This window comes from Hydrogenophaga sp. GW101-3F08, from assembly GCF_059424585.1.
This window is the reverse complement of the sequence record NZ_JBWKZP010000005.1, coordinates 24454-40831: the sequence shown is the minus strand read 5'-3', so window position 1 is coordinate 40831 and position 16378 is coordinate 24454. Positions and strand designations below refer to the sequence as shown.

General features: G+C 69.0%; 19 protein-coding genes and 1 pseudogene. 13 read left to right on the top strand and 7 right to left on the bottom strand.

Going from position 1 to position 16378, the window contains the following annotated elements:
• Window positions 1-91: 91 nt before the first annotated feature.
• The 12 genes and pseudogenes from fliI (at window position 92) to AC07YZ_RS14175 (ending at window position 9646) form a co-directional block, all read left to right on the top strand.
• On the top strand, window positions 92-1546 hold the full coding sequence (fliI, locus tag AC07YZ_RS14230; RefSeq protein ID WP_494795204.1) for a flagellar protein export ATPase FliI: 1455 nt from the start codon (window positions 92-94) through the stop codon (window positions 1544-1546).
• A 16-nt stretch (window positions 1547-1562) separates the two neighbouring features.
• Window positions 1563-2036, top strand: coding sequence for a flagellar export protein FliJ (gene fliJ, locus AC07YZ_RS14225; RefSeq protein ID WP_226494386.1), 474 nt, complete (start codon window positions 1563-1565; stop codon window positions 2034-2036).
• Window positions 2033-3430, top strand: coding sequence for a flagellar hook-length control protein FliK (locus tag AC07YZ_RS14220; protein ID WP_494795203.1), 1398 nt, complete (start codon window positions 2033-2035; stop codon window positions 3428-3430). The genes fliJ and AC07YZ_RS14220 overlap by 4 nt, the downstream gene beginning before the upstream one ends.
• Before the next feature lie 136 nt (window positions 3431-3566).
• The gene (locus AC07YZ_RS14215; protein ID WP_413465793.1) at window positions 3567-4133 is read left to right on the top strand and encodes a flagellar basal body-associated FliL family protein; all 567 of its coding nucleotides are present in this window, start codon (window positions 3567-3569) and stop codon (window positions 4131-4133) included.
• Between the two features lie 19 nt (window positions 4134-4152).
• The gene (fliM, locus tag AC07YZ_RS14210) at window positions 4153-5157 is read left to right on the top strand and encodes a flagellar motor switch protein FliM (protein WP_226494389.1); all 1005 of its coding nucleotides are present in this window, start codon (window positions 4153-4155) and stop codon (window positions 5155-5157) included.
• A complete protein-coding gene (gene fliN, locus AC07YZ_RS14205; protein WP_226494390.1) occupies window positions 5147-5563 on the top strand; it encodes a flagellar motor switch protein FliN in 417 nt (138 codons plus the stop codon). Before fliM ends, fliN begins: the two co-directional genes overlap by 11 nt.
• Before the next feature lie 131 nt (window positions 5564-5694).
• Window positions 5695-6060 (top strand): FliO/MopB family protein, encoded by a 366-nt coding sequence (locus AC07YZ_RS14200; RefSeq protein ID WP_226494391.1) that lies wholly within the window; start codon window positions 5695-5697, stop codon window positions 6058-6060.
• Window positions 6047-6823 carry a flagellar type III secretion system pore protein FliP gene (gene fliP / locus AC07YZ_RS14195; protein WP_226494392.1) on the top strand — a complete coding sequence of 259 codons (777 nt, stop codon included), beginning with the start codon at window positions 6047-6049 and terminating at the stop codon, window positions 6821-6823. Before AC07YZ_RS14200 ends, fliP begins: the two co-directional genes overlap by 14 nt.
• Before the next feature lie 9 nt (window positions 6824-6832).
• Window positions 6833-7102, top strand: coding sequence for a flagellar biosynthesis protein FliQ (gene fliQ / locus AC07YZ_RS14190; protein ID WP_226494393.1), 270 nt, complete (start codon window positions 6833-6835; stop codon window positions 7100-7102).
• 139 nt (window positions 7103-7241) lie between these two features.
• A complete protein-coding gene (gene fliR, locus AC07YZ_RS14185; protein WP_068171703.1) occupies window positions 7242-8009 on the top strand; it encodes a flagellar biosynthetic protein FliR in 768 nt (255 codons plus the stop codon).
• Between the two features lie 41 nt (window positions 8010-8050).
• Window positions 8051-8203: pseudogene (locus AC07YZ_RS14180) on the top strand (IS630 family transposase); the annotation flags it as partial.
• Window positions 8204-8245: 42 nt separating this feature from the next.
• The gene (locus AC07YZ_RS14175; RefSeq protein ID WP_494795202.1) at window positions 8246-9646 is read left to right on the top strand and encodes a PQQ-dependent sugar dehydrogenase; all 1401 of its coding nucleotides are present in this window, start codon (window positions 8246-8248) and stop codon (window positions 9644-9646) included.
• A 201-nt stretch (window positions 9647-9847) separates the two neighbouring features.
• Here AC07YZ_RS14175 and AC07YZ_RS14170 read toward each other — a convergent pair whose 3' ends face one another.
• Together AC07YZ_RS14170 and AC07YZ_RS14165 are read right to left on the bottom strand one after the other, a co-directional pair.
• Entirely contained in the window at window positions 9848-10864 is a 1017-nt protein-coding gene (locus AC07YZ_RS14170) for a zinc-dependent alcohol dehydrogenase family protein (RefSeq protein WP_494795201.1), read from the bottom strand.
• 32 nt (window positions 10865-10896) lie between these two features.
• A complete protein-coding gene (locus AC07YZ_RS14165) occupies window positions 10897-11289 on the bottom strand; it encodes a nuclear transport factor 2 family protein (RefSeq protein ID WP_494795200.1) in 393 nt (130 codons plus the stop codon).
• A gap of 79 nt (window positions 11290-11368) precedes the next feature.
• Between AC07YZ_RS14165 and AC07YZ_RS14160 the strand changes: the two genes are divergently transcribed.
• Window positions 11369-12334 carry a LysR family transcriptional regulator gene (locus tag AC07YZ_RS14160; protein WP_226494398.1) on the top strand — a complete coding sequence of 322 codons (966 nt, stop codon included), beginning with the start codon at window positions 11369-11371 and terminating at the stop codon, window positions 12332-12334.
• Window positions 12335-12488: 154 nt separating this feature from the next.
• On the opposite strand, the gene AC07YZ_RS14155 is transcribed toward AC07YZ_RS14160, so the two are convergent.
• The 5 genes from AC07YZ_RS14155 to AC07YZ_RS14135 form a co-directional block, all read right to left on the bottom strand.
• Window positions 12489-13004 (bottom strand): OsmC family protein, encoded by a 516-nt coding sequence (locus AC07YZ_RS14155; protein ID WP_226494399.1) that lies wholly within the window; start codon window positions 13002-13004, stop codon window positions 12489-12491.
• Window positions 13005-13252: 248 nt separating this feature from the next.
• Window positions 13253-13669 (bottom strand): hypothetical protein, encoded by a 417-nt coding sequence (locus tag AC07YZ_RS14150; RefSeq protein WP_494795199.1) that lies wholly within the window; start codon window positions 13667-13669, stop codon window positions 13253-13255.
• A gap of 35 nt (window positions 13670-13704) precedes the next feature.
• Window positions 13705-14148 (bottom strand): VOC family protein, encoded by a 444-nt coding sequence (locus AC07YZ_RS14145; protein ID WP_494795198.1) that lies wholly within the window; start codon window positions 14146-14148, stop codon window positions 13705-13707.
• Between the two features lie 41 nt (window positions 14149-14189).
• Window positions 14190-14651 carry a methyltransferase family protein gene (locus AC07YZ_RS14140; RefSeq protein ID WP_494795197.1) on the bottom strand — a complete coding sequence of 154 codons (462 nt, stop codon included), beginning with the start codon at window positions 14649-14651 and terminating at the stop codon, window positions 14190-14192.
• A 39-nt stretch (window positions 14652-14690) separates the two neighbouring features.
• A complete protein-coding gene (locus AC07YZ_RS14135; RefSeq protein WP_494795196.1) occupies window positions 14691-16271 on the bottom strand; it encodes an MFS transporter in 1581 nt (526 codons plus the stop codon).
• Window positions 16272-16378: the final 107 nt, after the last annotated feature.

Below are 16378 nucleotides of genomic sequence, written 5' to 3'. Positions count from 1 at the left end.
CGCGACCCCCTCAAGGGGGCGTCGCTGGCCGTCCGGCAAAGCCGGCCCGGCTGCGACTCTGGGTTGGGTCACTGCACGCGAGGGTCTCCGCATGACCGACAGCACACTGGGTACCGAAAACCGCTGGGGCCACTTCATGGAAGACGTGCGCACAAACGCCAGCGTGCACACGCCGCTGGAGGTGCGCGGCACGCTCACGCGCCTGGCCGGTCTGGTGCTCGAAGCGGTGGGCCTGAAGGTACCGGTGGGCTCGCAGTGCCTGATCGGCAACGGCAAGAAAGAGCCGGTGCTGGCCGAGGTGGTGGGTTTCTCCAGCGACCGCGCCTACCTGATGCCCGCGGGCGACACGCACGGCCTGTCCAGTGGTGCGAGCGTGACGCCGCTGGCGCCCTACCGGCCCGTGCCGCGTGTGGGCCAGGTCAACAAGCCGCCGTCGCCCGACGACCGCGGCACCCTGCGACTGCCGCTGGGCCGCGGCCTGCTCGGCCGCGTGGTGGACTCGCACGGCAACCCGCTGGACCGCCTGGGCCCGATCCACCATGTGGACATCGAGCCGCTGGACCGCCAGCCGCTGAATTCGATGGACCGCGACCCGGTGCGCACACCGCTGGACACCGGCGTGCGCGCGATCAACGCCCTGCTCACCGTGGGCCGTGGCCAGCGCATCGGCCTGTTCGCCGGCTCCGGCGTGGGCAAATCGGTGCTGCTGGGCATGATGGCGCGCTACACCAAGGCCGACGTGATCGTGGTCGGCCTGATCGGCGAGCGCGGCCGCGAGGTGAAGGAATTCATCGAGGACATCCTGGGCGTGGAGGGGCGCAAGCGCTCGGTGGTGGTGGCCGCGCCGGCCGACGCGCCGCCGCTGGTGCGCATGCAGGGCGCCACCTACGCCACCGCGATTGCCGAGCGCTTCCGCGAAGATGGCCTGCACGTGCTGCTGCTGATGGACTCGCTCACCCGCTACGCCATGGCGCAGCGCGAGATCGCGCTGGCCATTGGCGAGCCGCCGGCCACCAAGGGCTACCCGCCCTCGTGTTTCGCCAAGCTGCCGCAGCTGGTGGAGCGCAGCGGCAACGGCCTGAACGGCAAGGGCTCGATCACCGCCTTCTACACCGTGCTCAGCGAGGGCGACGACCAGCAGGACCCGATCGCCGATGCGGCGCGCGCCATCCTGGACGGCCACATCGTGCTCTCGCGCGCGCTGGCCGAGTCGGGCCACTACCCGGCCATCGACGTGGAGGCCTCGGCCTCGCGCGTGATGCACAACGTGGCCAGCACCCAGCACCTGGAGCTGGCGCGCAAGTTCCGCGGCCTGTATTCGCGCTACATGAAGAGCCGCGACCTGATCCAGCTCGGCGCCTACGCCGCCGGCAGCGACCCGGAGACCGACCGCGCCATCGTGCTCTACCCCGCGCTGCAGCGCTTCCTGATGCAGGACATGCACGAAGCGGCCAGCCTCGGGGGCAGCCTGCAGCAGCTCGCGGGGGCGCTGCAGGAAGACAAGCCGGCGCGCGACCCGAACGCCCGCCAGGCGCGACCCACATAGATGAAGGAGCACCGACATGAGCAACATGAAGACCCTGAACAAGGTGGTGGAGCTGGCCGAGAAGCGCCGCGACGAGGCGCTGGCCGCGCTGGCCCAGCTGCAGCGCGAACTGCAGATGGCGCGCGAGCAGATGGTGCAGCTGGAGTCGTACGCGCAGGAGGCCATGGCGCGCTGGTCGGCGCGCAGCAGCGTGGGCGTGGACGCCAACCTGCTGCACCACCACCGCCAGTTCATGCAGAAGATCGACCACGCCATGAACTTCCAGGCCCGGGTGCTGCAGGACCGTGAGGCGATGATCGAGCGCGGCCAGTCGCAATTGCACGCGGCCGAACGCGACGTGGCCGGCCTGCGCCGTTTTGCCGAACGCAAGCAGCAGGCCATCGACCACCGCGCGCAGCGCCTGGACCAGAAGAACACCGACGAAATGGCCCTCACCATCCACCTGCGCCAGAGCCTGGCCCAGGCCCAGCTCCAGGGAGTTCGTTCATGAGCGCAGCGCCCTCTGCCACCCAAGGCCACAGCACAAACGCCAGCGCCAACGCAACCGGCACCACGCGCAGCGGCGCCGGCAAGCCCGCGCGCGAGGCCTCGGGCACGGCCACCGGCGCCGACCTGTTTTCCAACCTGCTCTCGCTGCTGAGCGCCACGTTCGAGCCGGGCGCCGAGGCACTGAGCGACGCAGCCACCGGCACCGACACCACCGCGACCACCGCGAGCGACGCGCAGCCCGAACCCGACGCCAACCCGCTGGCCGCCCTGTTGACCTGGCCCGGCCCGGGCAGCGCCCTGGCCCCGACCCCGCCCTCGGGCGCCCTCGCAGCCCAGGCCATGGGCGGTGCTGCGGGCAAGCCGCTCCCCAGCGCCGACACCCCCGCCGCCGACCCGGCGCTGCAGGGCATGACCCTGCTGGACACCCCGGCCGAACCCGACGCCCAGACCCTGGCCGCGCTGACCCGTGGCACGGCGGGCGACCCCGGCGCCGAGGCTGCGACCGCGCTGGAGCCGGCAGCCCCCGCCGACCTGGCCCAGGCACCGGGCAAGGCCGCGCCGGCCCTGGGCCAGGTGCCCACCACGCGCAGCCTGCAATGGCGCAGCGCCGGGGCCATGGCACAACACGCCGCGGCCGCGCCCAGCACCACCGTTTCGGCCCACCAGCAGCACAGCGTCGCGGTGTCCGTCGACGGCGGGCCGGGCCAGACCACGGCCTCGCTCACGGCCATGCACAGCACCGTGGCGCTGCACGACCGCATGGGCCGCACCAGCACCACCGAGGCCCCGGCGCTCGCGGCCGCGGGCGCCGGCCCCTTCGCGCTCGGCGCGGCGAGCGGCGCCGGCGCACAAGCCGATGCCGGCGCCAGCGGTGGCGGTGGCGCCCAGCCAGGCGCCCTGGCCGAGAGCGGCGAGGCCGAGCTGGCCACCGACGAGGCCTGGGCCGAGTCGGCCCAGGAAGCCGCGCTGAACGGCGAGACCGACACCGAGGCCGAGGTCGTCGGCCACTGGGGCACGCAGAACCTGCGCCACGCCAGCCTGCGCGTGGGCGAAGGCGGCGAAGACGCGATCGACATCCAGCTTTCGATGTCCGGTCAGGAGGTGCAGGTGGACTTCCGCACCGACAGCGCCGAGGCCCGCGCCAGCCTCACGCAGAACGCGGGCGAGTCGCTGGCCGAGCTGCTGCAGCGCGGCGGCATCCAGCTCGGCGGGGTGTCGGTGGGCGGCGGCCAGGGCCAGGCATCGGGTGGACCCGGTGGCCAGCGGCCCGCCGAAGCCGGTGTGCGCCCGGCGCGCGCCGGTGGCGCGGCCGGCGGTGTGGACAGCGCTCCGGCGGCGCCCACGGTACCGCGTCCACGCGCCGACGGCAGCCAACCGCTGGACCTTTTTGTCTGAACCGATCAGACCGGAATAAGGGGCTTTTCCCGCCCTTTTCCGGGGAGCGCCGCAGGGGGGGGCGCTCAATAATTCTTCCGAACACCGCGCCTTTCCTGGCGTGGTCCGCCCCCGGTCCGGGGCGATCTTCTGGAGAATGCCCATGTCCGCTGCCGCCGCGACCGCCGAAGCCCCGGTTCCCGTCAAACCGAAGAAGAGCCGCAAGCTGCTGTTCATCCTGATCGGCCTGGTGGTGTTCGCGATCATCGGCGCGGCCGGTGCCTTTTTCCTGCTCAGGGCCAACACCGCCGACGGCGAGGACGGCGCGGAAGAAGAGACCTCCGCGGTGGACGAGCACCGGGCGCCCCCGACCTTCCTGCCGCTGGACAGCATGGTGGTCAACCTGGCCGATGCGGGCGGCAACCGCTTTGCCCAGCTCGGCATCACGCTGCAGCTGCAGGACGAGAAGACCAGCGAGGACATCAAGGTCTACATGCCCTCCATCCGCAACAGCATCCTGATCCTGGTCTCCCAGCGCACCTCGGACGAGCTGCTGCAGATCGAGGGCAAGGAAAAGCTGGCCACCGACATCATCAACGAGATCTCGCGCGTGATGCACTACACCCCGCCGGCCAAAACCGGCGCCGGCCCCAAGAGCAAACAACCGCCCGCCGAGCCCCACCCGGTGCAGGGCGTGCTGTTCTCCAGCTTCCTCATCCAATAACCCAGCGGGCACACACACCATGGCCGATTCATTTCTCTCCCAGGATGAAGTCGACGCCCTGCTTGAGGGCGTGACCGGTGAAAGCCAGAAACTGGAAAAGGAAGAGCAGTCCACCGAAGGGGTGCGCAGCTACAACCTCTCCAGCCAGGAGCGCATCGTGCGCGGGCGCATGCCCACCATGGAGATCGTCAACGAGCGGTTTTCACGCAACCTGCGGCTGGGCCTGTTCAACCTCATCCGCCGCAGCCCCGAGATCGCGGTGGGCGGGGTGCAGGTGCAGAAGTACAGCGCCTTCCTGCGCGAGCTGGTGGTGCCGACCAACCTGAACATCATGGCCATCCGCCCGCTGCGCGGCAACGGCCTGGTGGTGTGCGAGCCCACGCTGCTGTTCGGCGTGATCGACAGCCTGTTCGGCGGCACCGGCAAGTTCCACACCCGCATCGAAGGGCGCGACTTCTCCCCCACCGAGCACCGCGTGATCACGCGCCTGGTGGAGGTGGTGGCCGAGGAATACAAGAAGGCCTGGACCGGCATCTACCCGCTGGAGCTGGCCTACCAGCGCTCGGAGATGCAGCCCCAGTTCGCCACCGTGGCCACCCCCAGCGAGATCGTGGTCTCCACCAGTTTCTCGGTGGAGATCGGCGACATCACGGGCGGCCTGCACATCTGCATCCCCTACGCCACGCTGGAGCCGATCCGCGACGTGCTGTATTCCTCCGTGCAGGGCAGCGCCATCGAGGTGGACCGGCGCTGGATCCGCCTGCTGAGCCACGAGATCCAGGCCGCCGAACTGACCCTGGTGGCCGAGCTGGCCAAGACCGACGCCACCGTGGAGCAACTGCTCGCCATGCAGGTGGGCGACTTCATCGAACTGGAGCGCACGCCCAGCATCCAGGCCCGGGTGGAAGGGGTTCCCCTGTTCGAGTGCCAGTACGGCACGCACAAAGGCAAATACGCCCTGCGCATCGACAACAAGCTGCGCGGAACCGAAATCAACTGGCTGGGAGATACCTATGTCAACTGACAACGACGCCATCGCCGACGACTGGGCCCAGGCCCTGGAAGAACAGGCCAGCGCCCACCCCACCGACGGTGCGCCCGCGTTCGACACCGTGAGCGCCCCGGCCACACCGGGCGGCGGCCATGGTCACGGCAACGCCCAGATGCAGGACATCCAGATGGTGCTGGACATCCCGGTGCAGCTCTCGGTGGAGCTGGGCCGGACCAAGGTGCCCATCAAGTACATCCTGCAGCTGGCCCAGGGCTCCATCGTGGAACTCGACGCACTCGCGGGCGAGCCCATGGACGTGCTGGTCAACGGCTACCTGATCGCGCAGGGCGAGGTGGTGGTGGTGAACGAAAAGTTCGGCATCCGCCTGACCGACATCGTGACGCCCTCCGAGCGCATGCGCCGTATTAGTAAAAGTTAACCCCCTGCGTCGCCTTCGGCGCCTCCCCCCTGGAAGGGGGGCGACACCAGAGGCCCGGCTAAGCCGGTTCCTCGGTGTCCTTGGGTTGAAGGCACTTCGCTTCTACGGACCACTTTCCACTGGACTTCTTCATGTTGCAAAACGCCGCTCCGGCCGTGATCCTGCTCATCGTGATGGTGGGTGTGGCCTGGCTGCTGCAACGCTACCGCCGCCACCTGCCGGGCGTCTCCAGCCAGCGGGGCCCGGCGCTGCACGTGCTCAACTCGCTCTCGCTGGGCCCGCAGCAACGCGTGGTCACGGTGCAGGTCGGCCAGGGGGCCGACAGCGTCTGCCTCGTGCTGGGCGTGGCCCCGGGCGGTGTGCACACGCTGCACAGCCTGCCGCTGCCCGCCGAACCCGTGGCCCCGGCCGACGCCAGCCACCCCGCGGCCACCGGCTTCGCGGCGCGCCTGGCCCAGTTCACCTCGTCCCACAAGGCTTCCCATGCGCCGCGCTGACTGGCTGCGCAGCGGCCTGCTGCTGACCTCACTCGCCCTGCTGGCCACCGGTGCGTGGGCACAGGCCGCGCCCGCCGCCCCGGGCGCTGGCGCCTCGCTGCCCTTGGTGATCGGCCAGGGCTCGGGCGGCAACACCTACTCGGTGCCGATCCAGACCCTGCTGTTCTTCACCGCGCTGTCGTTCCTGCCCGCGGTGCTGCTGCTCATGACGGGTTTCACCCGCATCGTGATCGTGCTCTCGCTGCTGCGCCAGGCGCTGGGCACGCAGTCGGCCCCGCCCAACCAGGTGGTGGTGGGCCTCTCGCTCTTCCTCACGCTGTTCGTGATGGGCCCCACGCTGGACAAAGTCTACAGCGACGCCTACGCGCCCTACACCAGCAACCAGATCAGCTTCGAGCAGGCGCTGGAGCGCGGCCAGGAGCCCATGCGCGCCTTCATGCTCAAGCAGACCCGCCAGAGCGACTTCGAGCTGTTCGCCAAACTCGCCAAGCTGCCCGCCGACGTGACCGCGCAGACCGCGCCGTTCCGCGTCATCGTGCCGGCCTTCGTCACCAGCGAGCTCAAGACCGCGTTCCAGATCGGCTTCATGATCTTCATCCCCTTCCTGGTGATCGACATGGTGGTCGCCAGCGTGCTGATGTCGCTGGGCATGATGATGCTGTCGCCCGTGCTGGTGGCGCTGCCGTTCAAGCTCATGCTGTTCGTGCTGGCCGACGGTTGGAACCTCTTGCTCGGCTCTTTAGCCGCCAGTTTCGCCACGTAGGAAAGAACCATGGACCCACAAGCCGCGCTCACGATGGGGCAGAACGCCCTCTTCCTCATCCTCATGGTGGCCTCGCCCGTCCTGGCCACGGTGCTGGGCGTGGGTCTGCTGGTGAGCCTGTTCCAGGCCATCACCCAGATCCACGAGGCCACGCTGTCGTTCGTGCCCAAGCTGATCGCGGCCATCGCGGTGTTCGCCGTCGCCGGCCCCTGGATGCTCACCACCATGGTGGAGTTCATCCGCAGCACGATCTTGTCGATCCCAGCCCACGCGATCTAGATACCCCCCGCGCCGCTTCGCGTCACCCCCCAGGGGGCGGCACTGGCGGCCCGGCAAAGCCGGTTCCGCGGTGCCCTTGGCTAGCTTCCCCTCTCTCGTCTCCCGCCTCTTCACTCCCGTCACTTCGAAGACCCGCCCCATGCCCACCTTCAGCGAAGCCGACATCATGGCGCTGGTGTCGCCGGTGTTCTGGCCCTTTCTGCGGGTGCTGGCGGTGTTTTCCAGCGCGCCCATTTTTTCGGCGCGCTCGGTGCCGGTGCGCAGCCGCGTGGCGCTGGCGTTTCTGATCGCGGTCTGCGCCCAGGCCGGCCTGCCCGAGCAGCCCGTGGTGGCGCTGACCGACCCCAACGCCTTCGCCGTGGTGCTGCAGCAGGTGGTGGTGGGCGTGGCCATCGGGTTGGCGGTGCGCATCGTGTTCGCCTCGGTCGAGCTCGCGGGCGAGATCATCGGCCTGCAGATGGGCCTGAACTACGCCGGCTTCTTCGACCCCTCCACCAACCAGCAGACCAGCGCCGTGGGCCGCTTCTTCGGCAACACCACCATGCTGCTGTTCGTGGTGCTCAACGGCCACCTCATGGTGCTGCAGGCCGTGGTCTCCAGCTTCGAGACCTTCCCCGTGGGCGCCAGCGCCTTCGAGTCGATCAACCGCCTGCGCCTGCACGAGCTGGGCGCGGTGGTGTTCCGCTACGGCCTGTGGATCGCCTTGCCCATGATCGGCATGCTGCTGTTCATCAACATCGTGCTCGGCTTCGTCTCGCGCATCGCACCCCAGATGAACGCCTTCGCCATCGGCTTCCCCATCACCCTCTCAGCCGGCCTGCTCGGCATCGCCTTCACCCTGCCCATGCTGGACGCGCCGGTAGTGGCGCTGATGAAACTGGCGACGGACATCTTCACGGGCGGCTGAAGCCCGGAGCCGGCCCGCGAAGGGTCGAGCCGAGCCGCTCTGAGGAGCGGCTCAACGCCGATCTCAAACAGGAAATGGGCCAACGCGTGCCGGTGCGAACCCAGGCCAAGTTACGCGAAGTTGCGAACGGTCACATGGCGATGCTGGAACAAAACCCGCAGCGTGTGATCAGCCACTTCCGTTCCCCTGCCTGAGCCGTCCCCTTGCCCATGCGACGATTCCCGCTGTTTCTCCTCATGGCCGCCTTCGTCGCTGCTCCGGCGCTGCACGCCGCCGAGCCGCCTGCACGCAAAGCCGCCATGCTGTACGCACAGTTCTGCTCTGGCTGCCACGGTGCCGACCTCCAAGGCGGTCGGGCCACCAGCCTGCTCGACCGGAAGTGGATGGCCTCGGACGACGCCCGCCTGCTGGGCGCCATCCGCGGCGGCGTTCCCCGCTCCGGCATGCCCGCTTTCCGAAAGACCTTCACCGAGCCGGAGATCCGCGCGCTCGCCATCTTCATCCGCGAGTCGGCCCACCGCCGCGCTGACCCCGCCGTGGGCCAGGCTGGGGGGCTTCCGGAGGGCATACAGCGCACCGCCTTGCACGCCTACCGCGTCGAGACGGTGCTCTCCGGCCTGGACGTCCCTTGGACGCTGGCCTTCCTGCCCGACGGCCGCCTGCTCGTCACCCAGCGCAAGGGCATGCTCGTCGAGGGCATTCAGGACGACGGCCGCTGGACCGCCCGCCCCATCAAGGGCCTGCCGCGCGTGTGGGTGCGCGACGAAGGCGGCCTTCTCGACATCACCCCCCATCCCGACCATGCGGCCAACGGCTGGCTCTACCTCACCCTCGCGGACCCCGGGCCTGAGGACAGCGGCAACACCAAGCTCGTGCGCGGCCGCATCCGCGACGGCCGTTGGGTCGACCAAGAGACGATCTTCAAGGCCCCCGTGGCCACCTACACCGACCTCGGCATCAACTTCGGCAGCGCCGTCGTGTTTCACAATGGCTACCTCTTCTTCTCCTTCGGCGAGCGCGGCAACGTCGGCCAGGCGCAGGACCTCTCACTGCCCAACGGCAAGATCCACCGCCTCTTCCCCAACGGCCGCGTTCCGCCCGACAACCCCTTCGTCCATACGCGCGGCGCGCTCCCCTCGATCTGGAGCTACGGCCACCGCAACCCACAGGGCCTGACGATCGACCCGCGCAGCGGGGCGCTCTGGGAGAGCGAGCACGGTCCGCGGGGCGGCGACGAACTCAACCACATCGTGCGCGGCCGCAACTACGGTTGGCCCGTCATCACCCACGGCATGAACTACGACGGTACGCCAGTCTCGGCGCTCACCCGGAAGAAGGGCATGGCGCAGCCGGTGCGCCACTGGACACCGTCGATCGCGGTGAGCCCCATCCACTTCTACACCGGTGACGCTTTTCCCGCATGGAAGAACCAGCTCTTTCTCGGCGCGCTCGCGCAGCAGGAACTGCACCGCCTGAAAGTGGAAGGCGACCGCGTGATCGGGCAGGAACTCCTCCTCAAGGGTCGGGGCCGCGTGCGCGGCGTGACCACCGGGCCCGACGGCTACCTCTACGTCGCGCTGGAGATTCCCGGGCCGGACACGCCCGACCTCGTCGTCCGCCTGGTTCCGGCGGACTGAGCCCTGCTCATATTCCCACGCGAATCCGGCGCGGGTAGGTTGTTTTTGAATCGGTTCTGATCGCGGTCTACGCCCAGGCCGGCCTGCCCGAGCAGCCCGTGGTGGCGCTGACCGACCCCAAGCAGGTGCCTGTAGCGCGATTGCGGCGATCAGTTCTGTGGGAGGGGTATCGGCCCATTCGGTTGGTCTTGGCGGCCGCGGTCATGCCGCCACTCGAATCACGACTTTGCCGAAGCCACGGCCCTCGGCGTACCAAGCCAGCGCCGCCGGAGCCTCATCGAAACCGAACACGCGGGCGATCACTGGCCGCAACTTGTTCACCACCATCGCGCGCGCCGCGCTGTCAAGTTGCGTGCGGCTGCCCGCAGCCACGGCGCGCAAGGTGGCGCCCGACGCGAACAGCGCATTCGCGTCGATCATCGAACTGCCACCCGCCACGGTGCCCACGAAGCCGATCTCGCCGCTCATCGCCACCGACTTCAGCGAATGCGGCAGCGTGCTGCCGCCGCCGACCTCCACCACGTGCTGCACGCCGGCGCCGCCGCTCAAGCGCCGCACCTCGGCCGACCAGTCGGGCGTGCTGCGGTAGTTCACCACTTCGTCGGCGCCCAGCTCGCGCAGCCGCGCCGCCTTGTCGTCACTGGAGGTCGTGGCAATCACCCGTGCCCCGAAGGCTTTGGCGAACTGCAGCGCAAACAGCGACACACCGCCCGACCCCAGCGTGAGCACGTCGTCGCCGGCTTTCAGGGGCAGCCCGCCGGTGAGCGCATTCCAGGCCGTCACACCGGCGCAGGGCAGCGTGGCCGCTTCTTCGTACGACAGGTGGGGCGGAACGGCCACCAGCGCATCTTCGTGCACCACGGCGTACTCGGTGAGCATGCCGTCCAGGGAGCCGCCCAGCTGCGCCGCGCGCTCCACCGCGAAGGGCCCGTCCACCCAGCGCGGGAAGATCGACGCGATCACGCGGTCGCCGAGTTTCGCCCGGGTGACGCCGGCGCCCACCGCGGACACTTCGCCGGCGCCATCGCACATGCCCACCACGTCGGGCTTCACCGGAAGCGGGTAGCGACCCTGCTGCAGGATCATCAGTTCCCGGTAGTTCAGCGATACGGCGTGCACGCGCAGCAGCACCTCGTTCGGGCCGGGCTGCGGTACTTCGTGCCGCTTCAGCACCAGGCCGTCGAGGCCTGCACCCATGCTCATGTGATAGCTCTTCATCGTGTTGTCTCTTTCTGTAGGTGAGGCTGTGTTCAGGTGGCCTTGGCCTTGACATAGCCGCGGCCTTCGACAATCCGCCCGTCGCGGACGGTCATCACGTTCAATCCGCGCGAAACGTCACCAGGCCTGGGACCGGTGCGGTATTCCCAGAAAATCAGACCGCGCTCACCCATCACCACCACGTCTTCCAGCGTGAACACGCCTTTGCGATTGGCGGCAATGGCCCGCCACGAAGCGAGGCAGGCGGCACCGCCGACAAGGTGCGTGCCGTCGGCCGTAGGCTGCGAACGTTCGACCACGCAGTCGGGTGCGATCAGCTCGACTAACAGGGTGGGGTCGTGGCGCAGAAATGCCTGGTTGAAGCGGTGCAGGATGTCGGCCGTGCTGCCCGGTGTGTGCTCGTGTGTGTCCATGTCGATACCCATTGATGAGTTGTTGCACTGGGGTCCAGTGTGCGAATTCAGGGGCTATTCGTCCAACGCATTCGAGTCATACACTCAATGCATGAACAGCATTGAAATACCCCCCACGCCTCGGCTCGACAGCCGCGACCTGCGTCTGGTGCTGGCCCTGGCCACCGCGCGCACCACTGCGGGCGCCGCGACCAGACTCCACCTGACCCAGCCGGCCGTCAGCCGTGCACTGCTCGCCGCCGAAGGCAAGCTGGGCGCGCGCCTCTTTGAGCGCACACCGCGCGGCCTGGAGCCCACACCGGCGGGCAACACCTTGCTCGACAGTGCGCCACGCCTGCTCACCGAACTGCACGAACTCGAGTCGCGCTTGCAAGGCCCAGCCGCACCTGCGCAGCGCTTGCGGCTGGTATGCGAGTGCTACACCGCCTATCACTGGATGCCCAGCGCACTGAAAGGCCTGCGTGCCAGCCTCCCGGGCATGGACTTGAGCATCGCCATTGAGTGCACGCGTGACCCCATCGCCGCGCTGCTGGACGGTGAGATCGAGGTAGCGCTCATCAGCGAGGCTCCGACGCCGCGCAGCCGCCGCCTGGTCGACAAGCCGCTGTTTGCCGACGAGATCGTGTTCGTCATGGCCGCTTCGCATCGCCTGGCCGCACGCACCTCGCTCACCCGCGCCGACCTGTGCAAGGAAACCCTGCTCACCTCGCGCATGCCCACGCGCGACATGGCCTGGTACCACAAGCCGCTGGCCGCAACGCGCGAGGCACCGCTCAACTACCAGGTGCTGCCTCTCACGGAAGCGGTGATCGACTTCGCGCGCGCAGGCATGGGCATCGGTGTGCTGTCCGAGTGGGTGGCCGAGCCGCACCTGCGCCGCGGCGACGTGGTTGCCAAGCGCTTGGCCTCGGGCCCGCTGCGCCGGCCCTGGCGGCTGGTGTGGCGCAAGGAGATCGAGAACGCGGCCATGGAGCTGTGGCGCGTGCTGGAGAAGGCGGCTCCGCGCGTCAACGCCTTGCCGCTGGCTCGGCCACGCCGCGAGCGCTTGCGCGCTTGAGAGGTCGGTTGATTCGTGCTGCCTCGTGAATCAGTGAAGCAGCCTCAACCCTCAACACAAGTTGAAACGTCTGAGGCTTCAAGAGCCGACACCATCTCGTTCCAAGCGGCGGTTTGGAATTGGCGTTGTAAAGAGCTGGACACGCCCCGCTCCATTACCCAACGGTGACTTCGGTGGTGACCGGCACTGCCCGGCGCACGGCGTCACTGACCGGAGAGTGCTTCTCCGCCCACTCAACCAACTCGTGGAGTTGCTGGGCGGAAGCGTCTTCCGCTGCAATGCGAACGTTGACACGCATGCTCAGCGGGCCGGGTGGAATGGATTCGGCGACCCCGAAAAGGCCCCGATTGTCCGACTCACTACCGACCGTGACCTCAAGCCGGCTGAGGACGATGCCCAGCTGCGCGGCACGCATGGCGATGACTGTCGCGTCGCAGTTCGCGAGCGCTGCGCGAAGGAACCAGCCGGGTGTGGGGGCACTGGCATTTCCACCAACGGGCGCCGGCATGTCGCTGACCAGCGTGGCGCCGTTGGGTCCGTCGGCTCTGCAACGTAAGCCGGACTCGAGGACTGCAACGGCGGGCTTGTCTTGCGACCGTGCATCTTGCGGATGCTCGGCGAAGTACGTGGCGACTTGGCCCAAAGACTCCCTGATGTGCTTGATGCTCATGGTGCCTCCCGCTGCTGCGCGATGAAGTGGGTTTCGAGTGCCCGAACGCAATGTGGATCGTCGTCCAATCTGGAAAACCCAGACCAGGCGACGGGACAAATCGGAGCAAGTGCGCGCCATTCATGAAGCCGGTCGCCATATTGCCCATTCGCCACGTCTGTATGCCCAGACGCGAGAAATGTTACACGCACTGTCTCGGCCGATCCACCGTGATCGCGCCAAATGCTTTGGCATTCCGCCCCACGCCCTCACTCCCACTTCAAGTCATAGAGCTTCCAGTCGTCCCCATCACGCCGCCACTCCAGCCGCACGGTGTAGGGCGTGACCCGCTCGGGGATCAGGCCCTGTGCGCCGGTGACCAAGAGCTGGGCTTCGGTGTGGCCGGTGAGCGCGGAGCCGGGGTCGATGCGGGTCTGGCGCCCGAGCGAGACCACCTTGACCTGGGCGTAGCGGTGGAACAGCAGCAGCATGGTCTGGCGTGCCCATTGCGCATCAAACTGGTCCTGGGCGCGAAAGCGCTTGTCCAGCTGGTCGAGCACGGCGCCGCTGTCGCGCGCTTCCAGGTTGTCCTGCAGCTGCTGCACCGCCGCTTCCAGCCGGGCCTGCGGGTCGTCCTTGCCGCAGGCAGACAGCAGCAGCAACAGCAACGCAGCCAGCAGAAGCACCGGAAACAGCCGGCGCGCCGGCCTCTGGAGCCCGTTCAACCGCACGCCATGCCCCCTTGTGGGAGCCCGGCAGGCACCGCCTGCTGGTCCGGCGGCAGGTGGCAGGCCACGCAGAGTTTGTTGCCGTCGGGGTCGCGGAAGTAGGCGCCGTAGTAGTGCTCGTGGTACTCGGGCCGCAGCCCCGGCGCACCGTCGCAGACGCCGCCGTGTGTCAGCGCGGCCGCATGCGCGCCGTCCACCCGCGCCCGGCTGTCGGCCAGGAAGGCCACCATCTGGCCGTTGCCCGGCGCGTGGGGTTGGGCGTCGTAGGGCCGGCCGATCAGGAAGAGCGGCCGAGGGCCCGGGTGGGACTGCCAGCCCGCCCAGGGGCGGCTGAGGTCGCAGAAGCGCGGCTCGATGCCGAGCGCGGCCATCAGCGGGTTGTAGAAGGCCAGAGCGCGCTCGAAGTCGCTGACGCCGACAAAGATGTGGGAAAACATACGGTCCTTTCGCAACCCAGTGCAACGCGGCGCTCAGCCTCTCAGATCCACCGCCGCACCTTGTGCCGGTAGGTGGTGAACACGTCGCCAAACAGCGCCGTGAGCGCCCGCTCTTCCGGGCCGATCTGGAAGCGGTTCATGTACACCACGAAGGCCGGCAGCCCGAGCAGCGCCAGCGCATGGGCCAGCCACAGGCCCCACCCGGCCAGCACCAGCAGCAGGCCCAGGTACATGGGGTTGCGGCTGAAGCGGTAGATGCCGCTGTCCACCAGCGCGGACGCGGCCCCGGGCGTGGTCGGGTTCACAGTGGTTTTCGCGCGCCGAAAAGACGCCACACCGAGCAGGGCCACGAGCGCGCCGGCCAGCACGAGCAGCAGCGCCACGGCCGGCAGGCGGGGCAGCGGCCCGGCCAGCGCAGGCGCCCACGCCGACACGCCCCACATGGCCGCGCCCACCAGCAGCGCCAGGGCCACGGGCGGGATCTTCAGTTCGAGTGCGTTCATCGGGTGTCCAGGGTTGATGCAGGGAACGGGTTCAGGGGGTCAGCGCTCGGCGATGTAGTGCGACATGCGCGCGGCCTCGCCCGGCGCCAGGAAGGCGCGCACCTCGGCTTCGATGGCGCCGTCGGCCAGGGTCGCGCGGGCGCGCTGGTGCAGGTAGTCGGCCCACGAGGCGACGATGAAACGCTCCACGTAGCGCGAGGGTTCGCCCAGGTCTTTGTAGACGCGCCAGAAGGTGGCGCCGTCGCGCCGGCGCGGGGCCTTCATGCGGGCGATGGTGTCGAGAAAGGCCTTGTCTTCCCCGGGCCGGATGCGGTAGCCCACCTCCACCGCCACCGGGCCGGCCTCGGGGCTGGGCTCGGCTTCCACGAACAGCTCGTCCCAGGGCGTGCCCTGGGTCACGTCGTGCGCCTCGCCCACGCGCAGCGGAAACGGGCGTGCCAGCAGCAGGCCCGCGGCCATGAGCACGCCGGCCGCGGACAGCGCGGCGGTCAGGCCGGCGATGTCGGAGACCGCGCCCCAGAACGCCGAGCCGATGGCGAACGCGCCCAGCGCGGACACGATGTGCAGCGCCACCGCGCGCGAACGCACCCAGGGCGGTGCGCTGGCCTGGGTGGCGGTGTTGAAGGTGGACATGGTCGCCATCCAGGCCGCGCCGCCCACGGCCATGGCGGCGTACACCAGCAGCGGCACGCGCACCCAGGCCCCCACCAGCATGACGGCGGCAAACGCCGCGCAACTGGCGGCCACGATGCCGTCGAGCCCGAAGCGGGCCCGCACGCGCCCGATCACCAGGCCCGAGGCCACCGCGCCGGTGCCCAGGCAGCCCATGAGCAGGCCGAAACCTTCGGCGCCGGTGCCGAGCTGGCGCTGCGCGATCACCGGCAGCAGCGCCCACAGCGCCGAGCCGGCGGCGCTGAAAGCCATCACGCGCACCAGCTGCGCCAGGATCATGCGCGAGTGCCAGGCAAAGCGCAGGCCGCTCAGCGTGCCGCCCCAGAGCCGCTCGGCCGGCAGGCTGGAAGGCGGGTGCGCTCGCGGCGGCCAGCGGCGGATCGACTCCCACATCACCGCCGTGGTGAACACCGTGACCACGAACACCCAGCCCGCGCCCAGCCGCGCGAACAGCAGGCCGGCCAGCGTGGGGCCGATGGCGCGCGCGGCGTTGTAGGCAATGCCGATGGCGGTGATGGCCTGCGGCCACTCGTCGCGCGGCACCGGGTCGATCACCGACGAGTTCCAGGCCGGCGTGAGCACGGCCGTGCAGCAGCCGCAGACGAACACCAGGAACAGCACCGAGGCCGGCCCGCCCCAGCCGGCCAGCACCAGCGCCGCCAGCAGGGCGCAGGCACCCACCTGCGCGATCAGCGCGCCCGAGATCAGGCGGCGCCGGTCGGTGGTGTCGGCCAGCACGCCCGCGGGCAGCGCCAACAGGAACATGGGCAGGAACACCGCAGTCTGCACCAGCGCGGCCAGAAACGACGAGCCAGTGAGCTCGACCATGAGCCAGGCAGCGGCCATGGTCTGCATGCCCGCGCCAATGAAAAAGACCCCGCCACACACCCAGAGCCCCCGAAAAGCGGGTTGTCGCAAAGGACTCCAGATCGAGTGGGATGTGACCATCGGGTCAGTATGCCGGAGCGGCCTGGGAAGGCGGCTGCACGAGGTTATTGCGGTGGGTTTGCCTCATTTTGCGAGTTGACTTCACTTTGACTATAGTGACATCATTG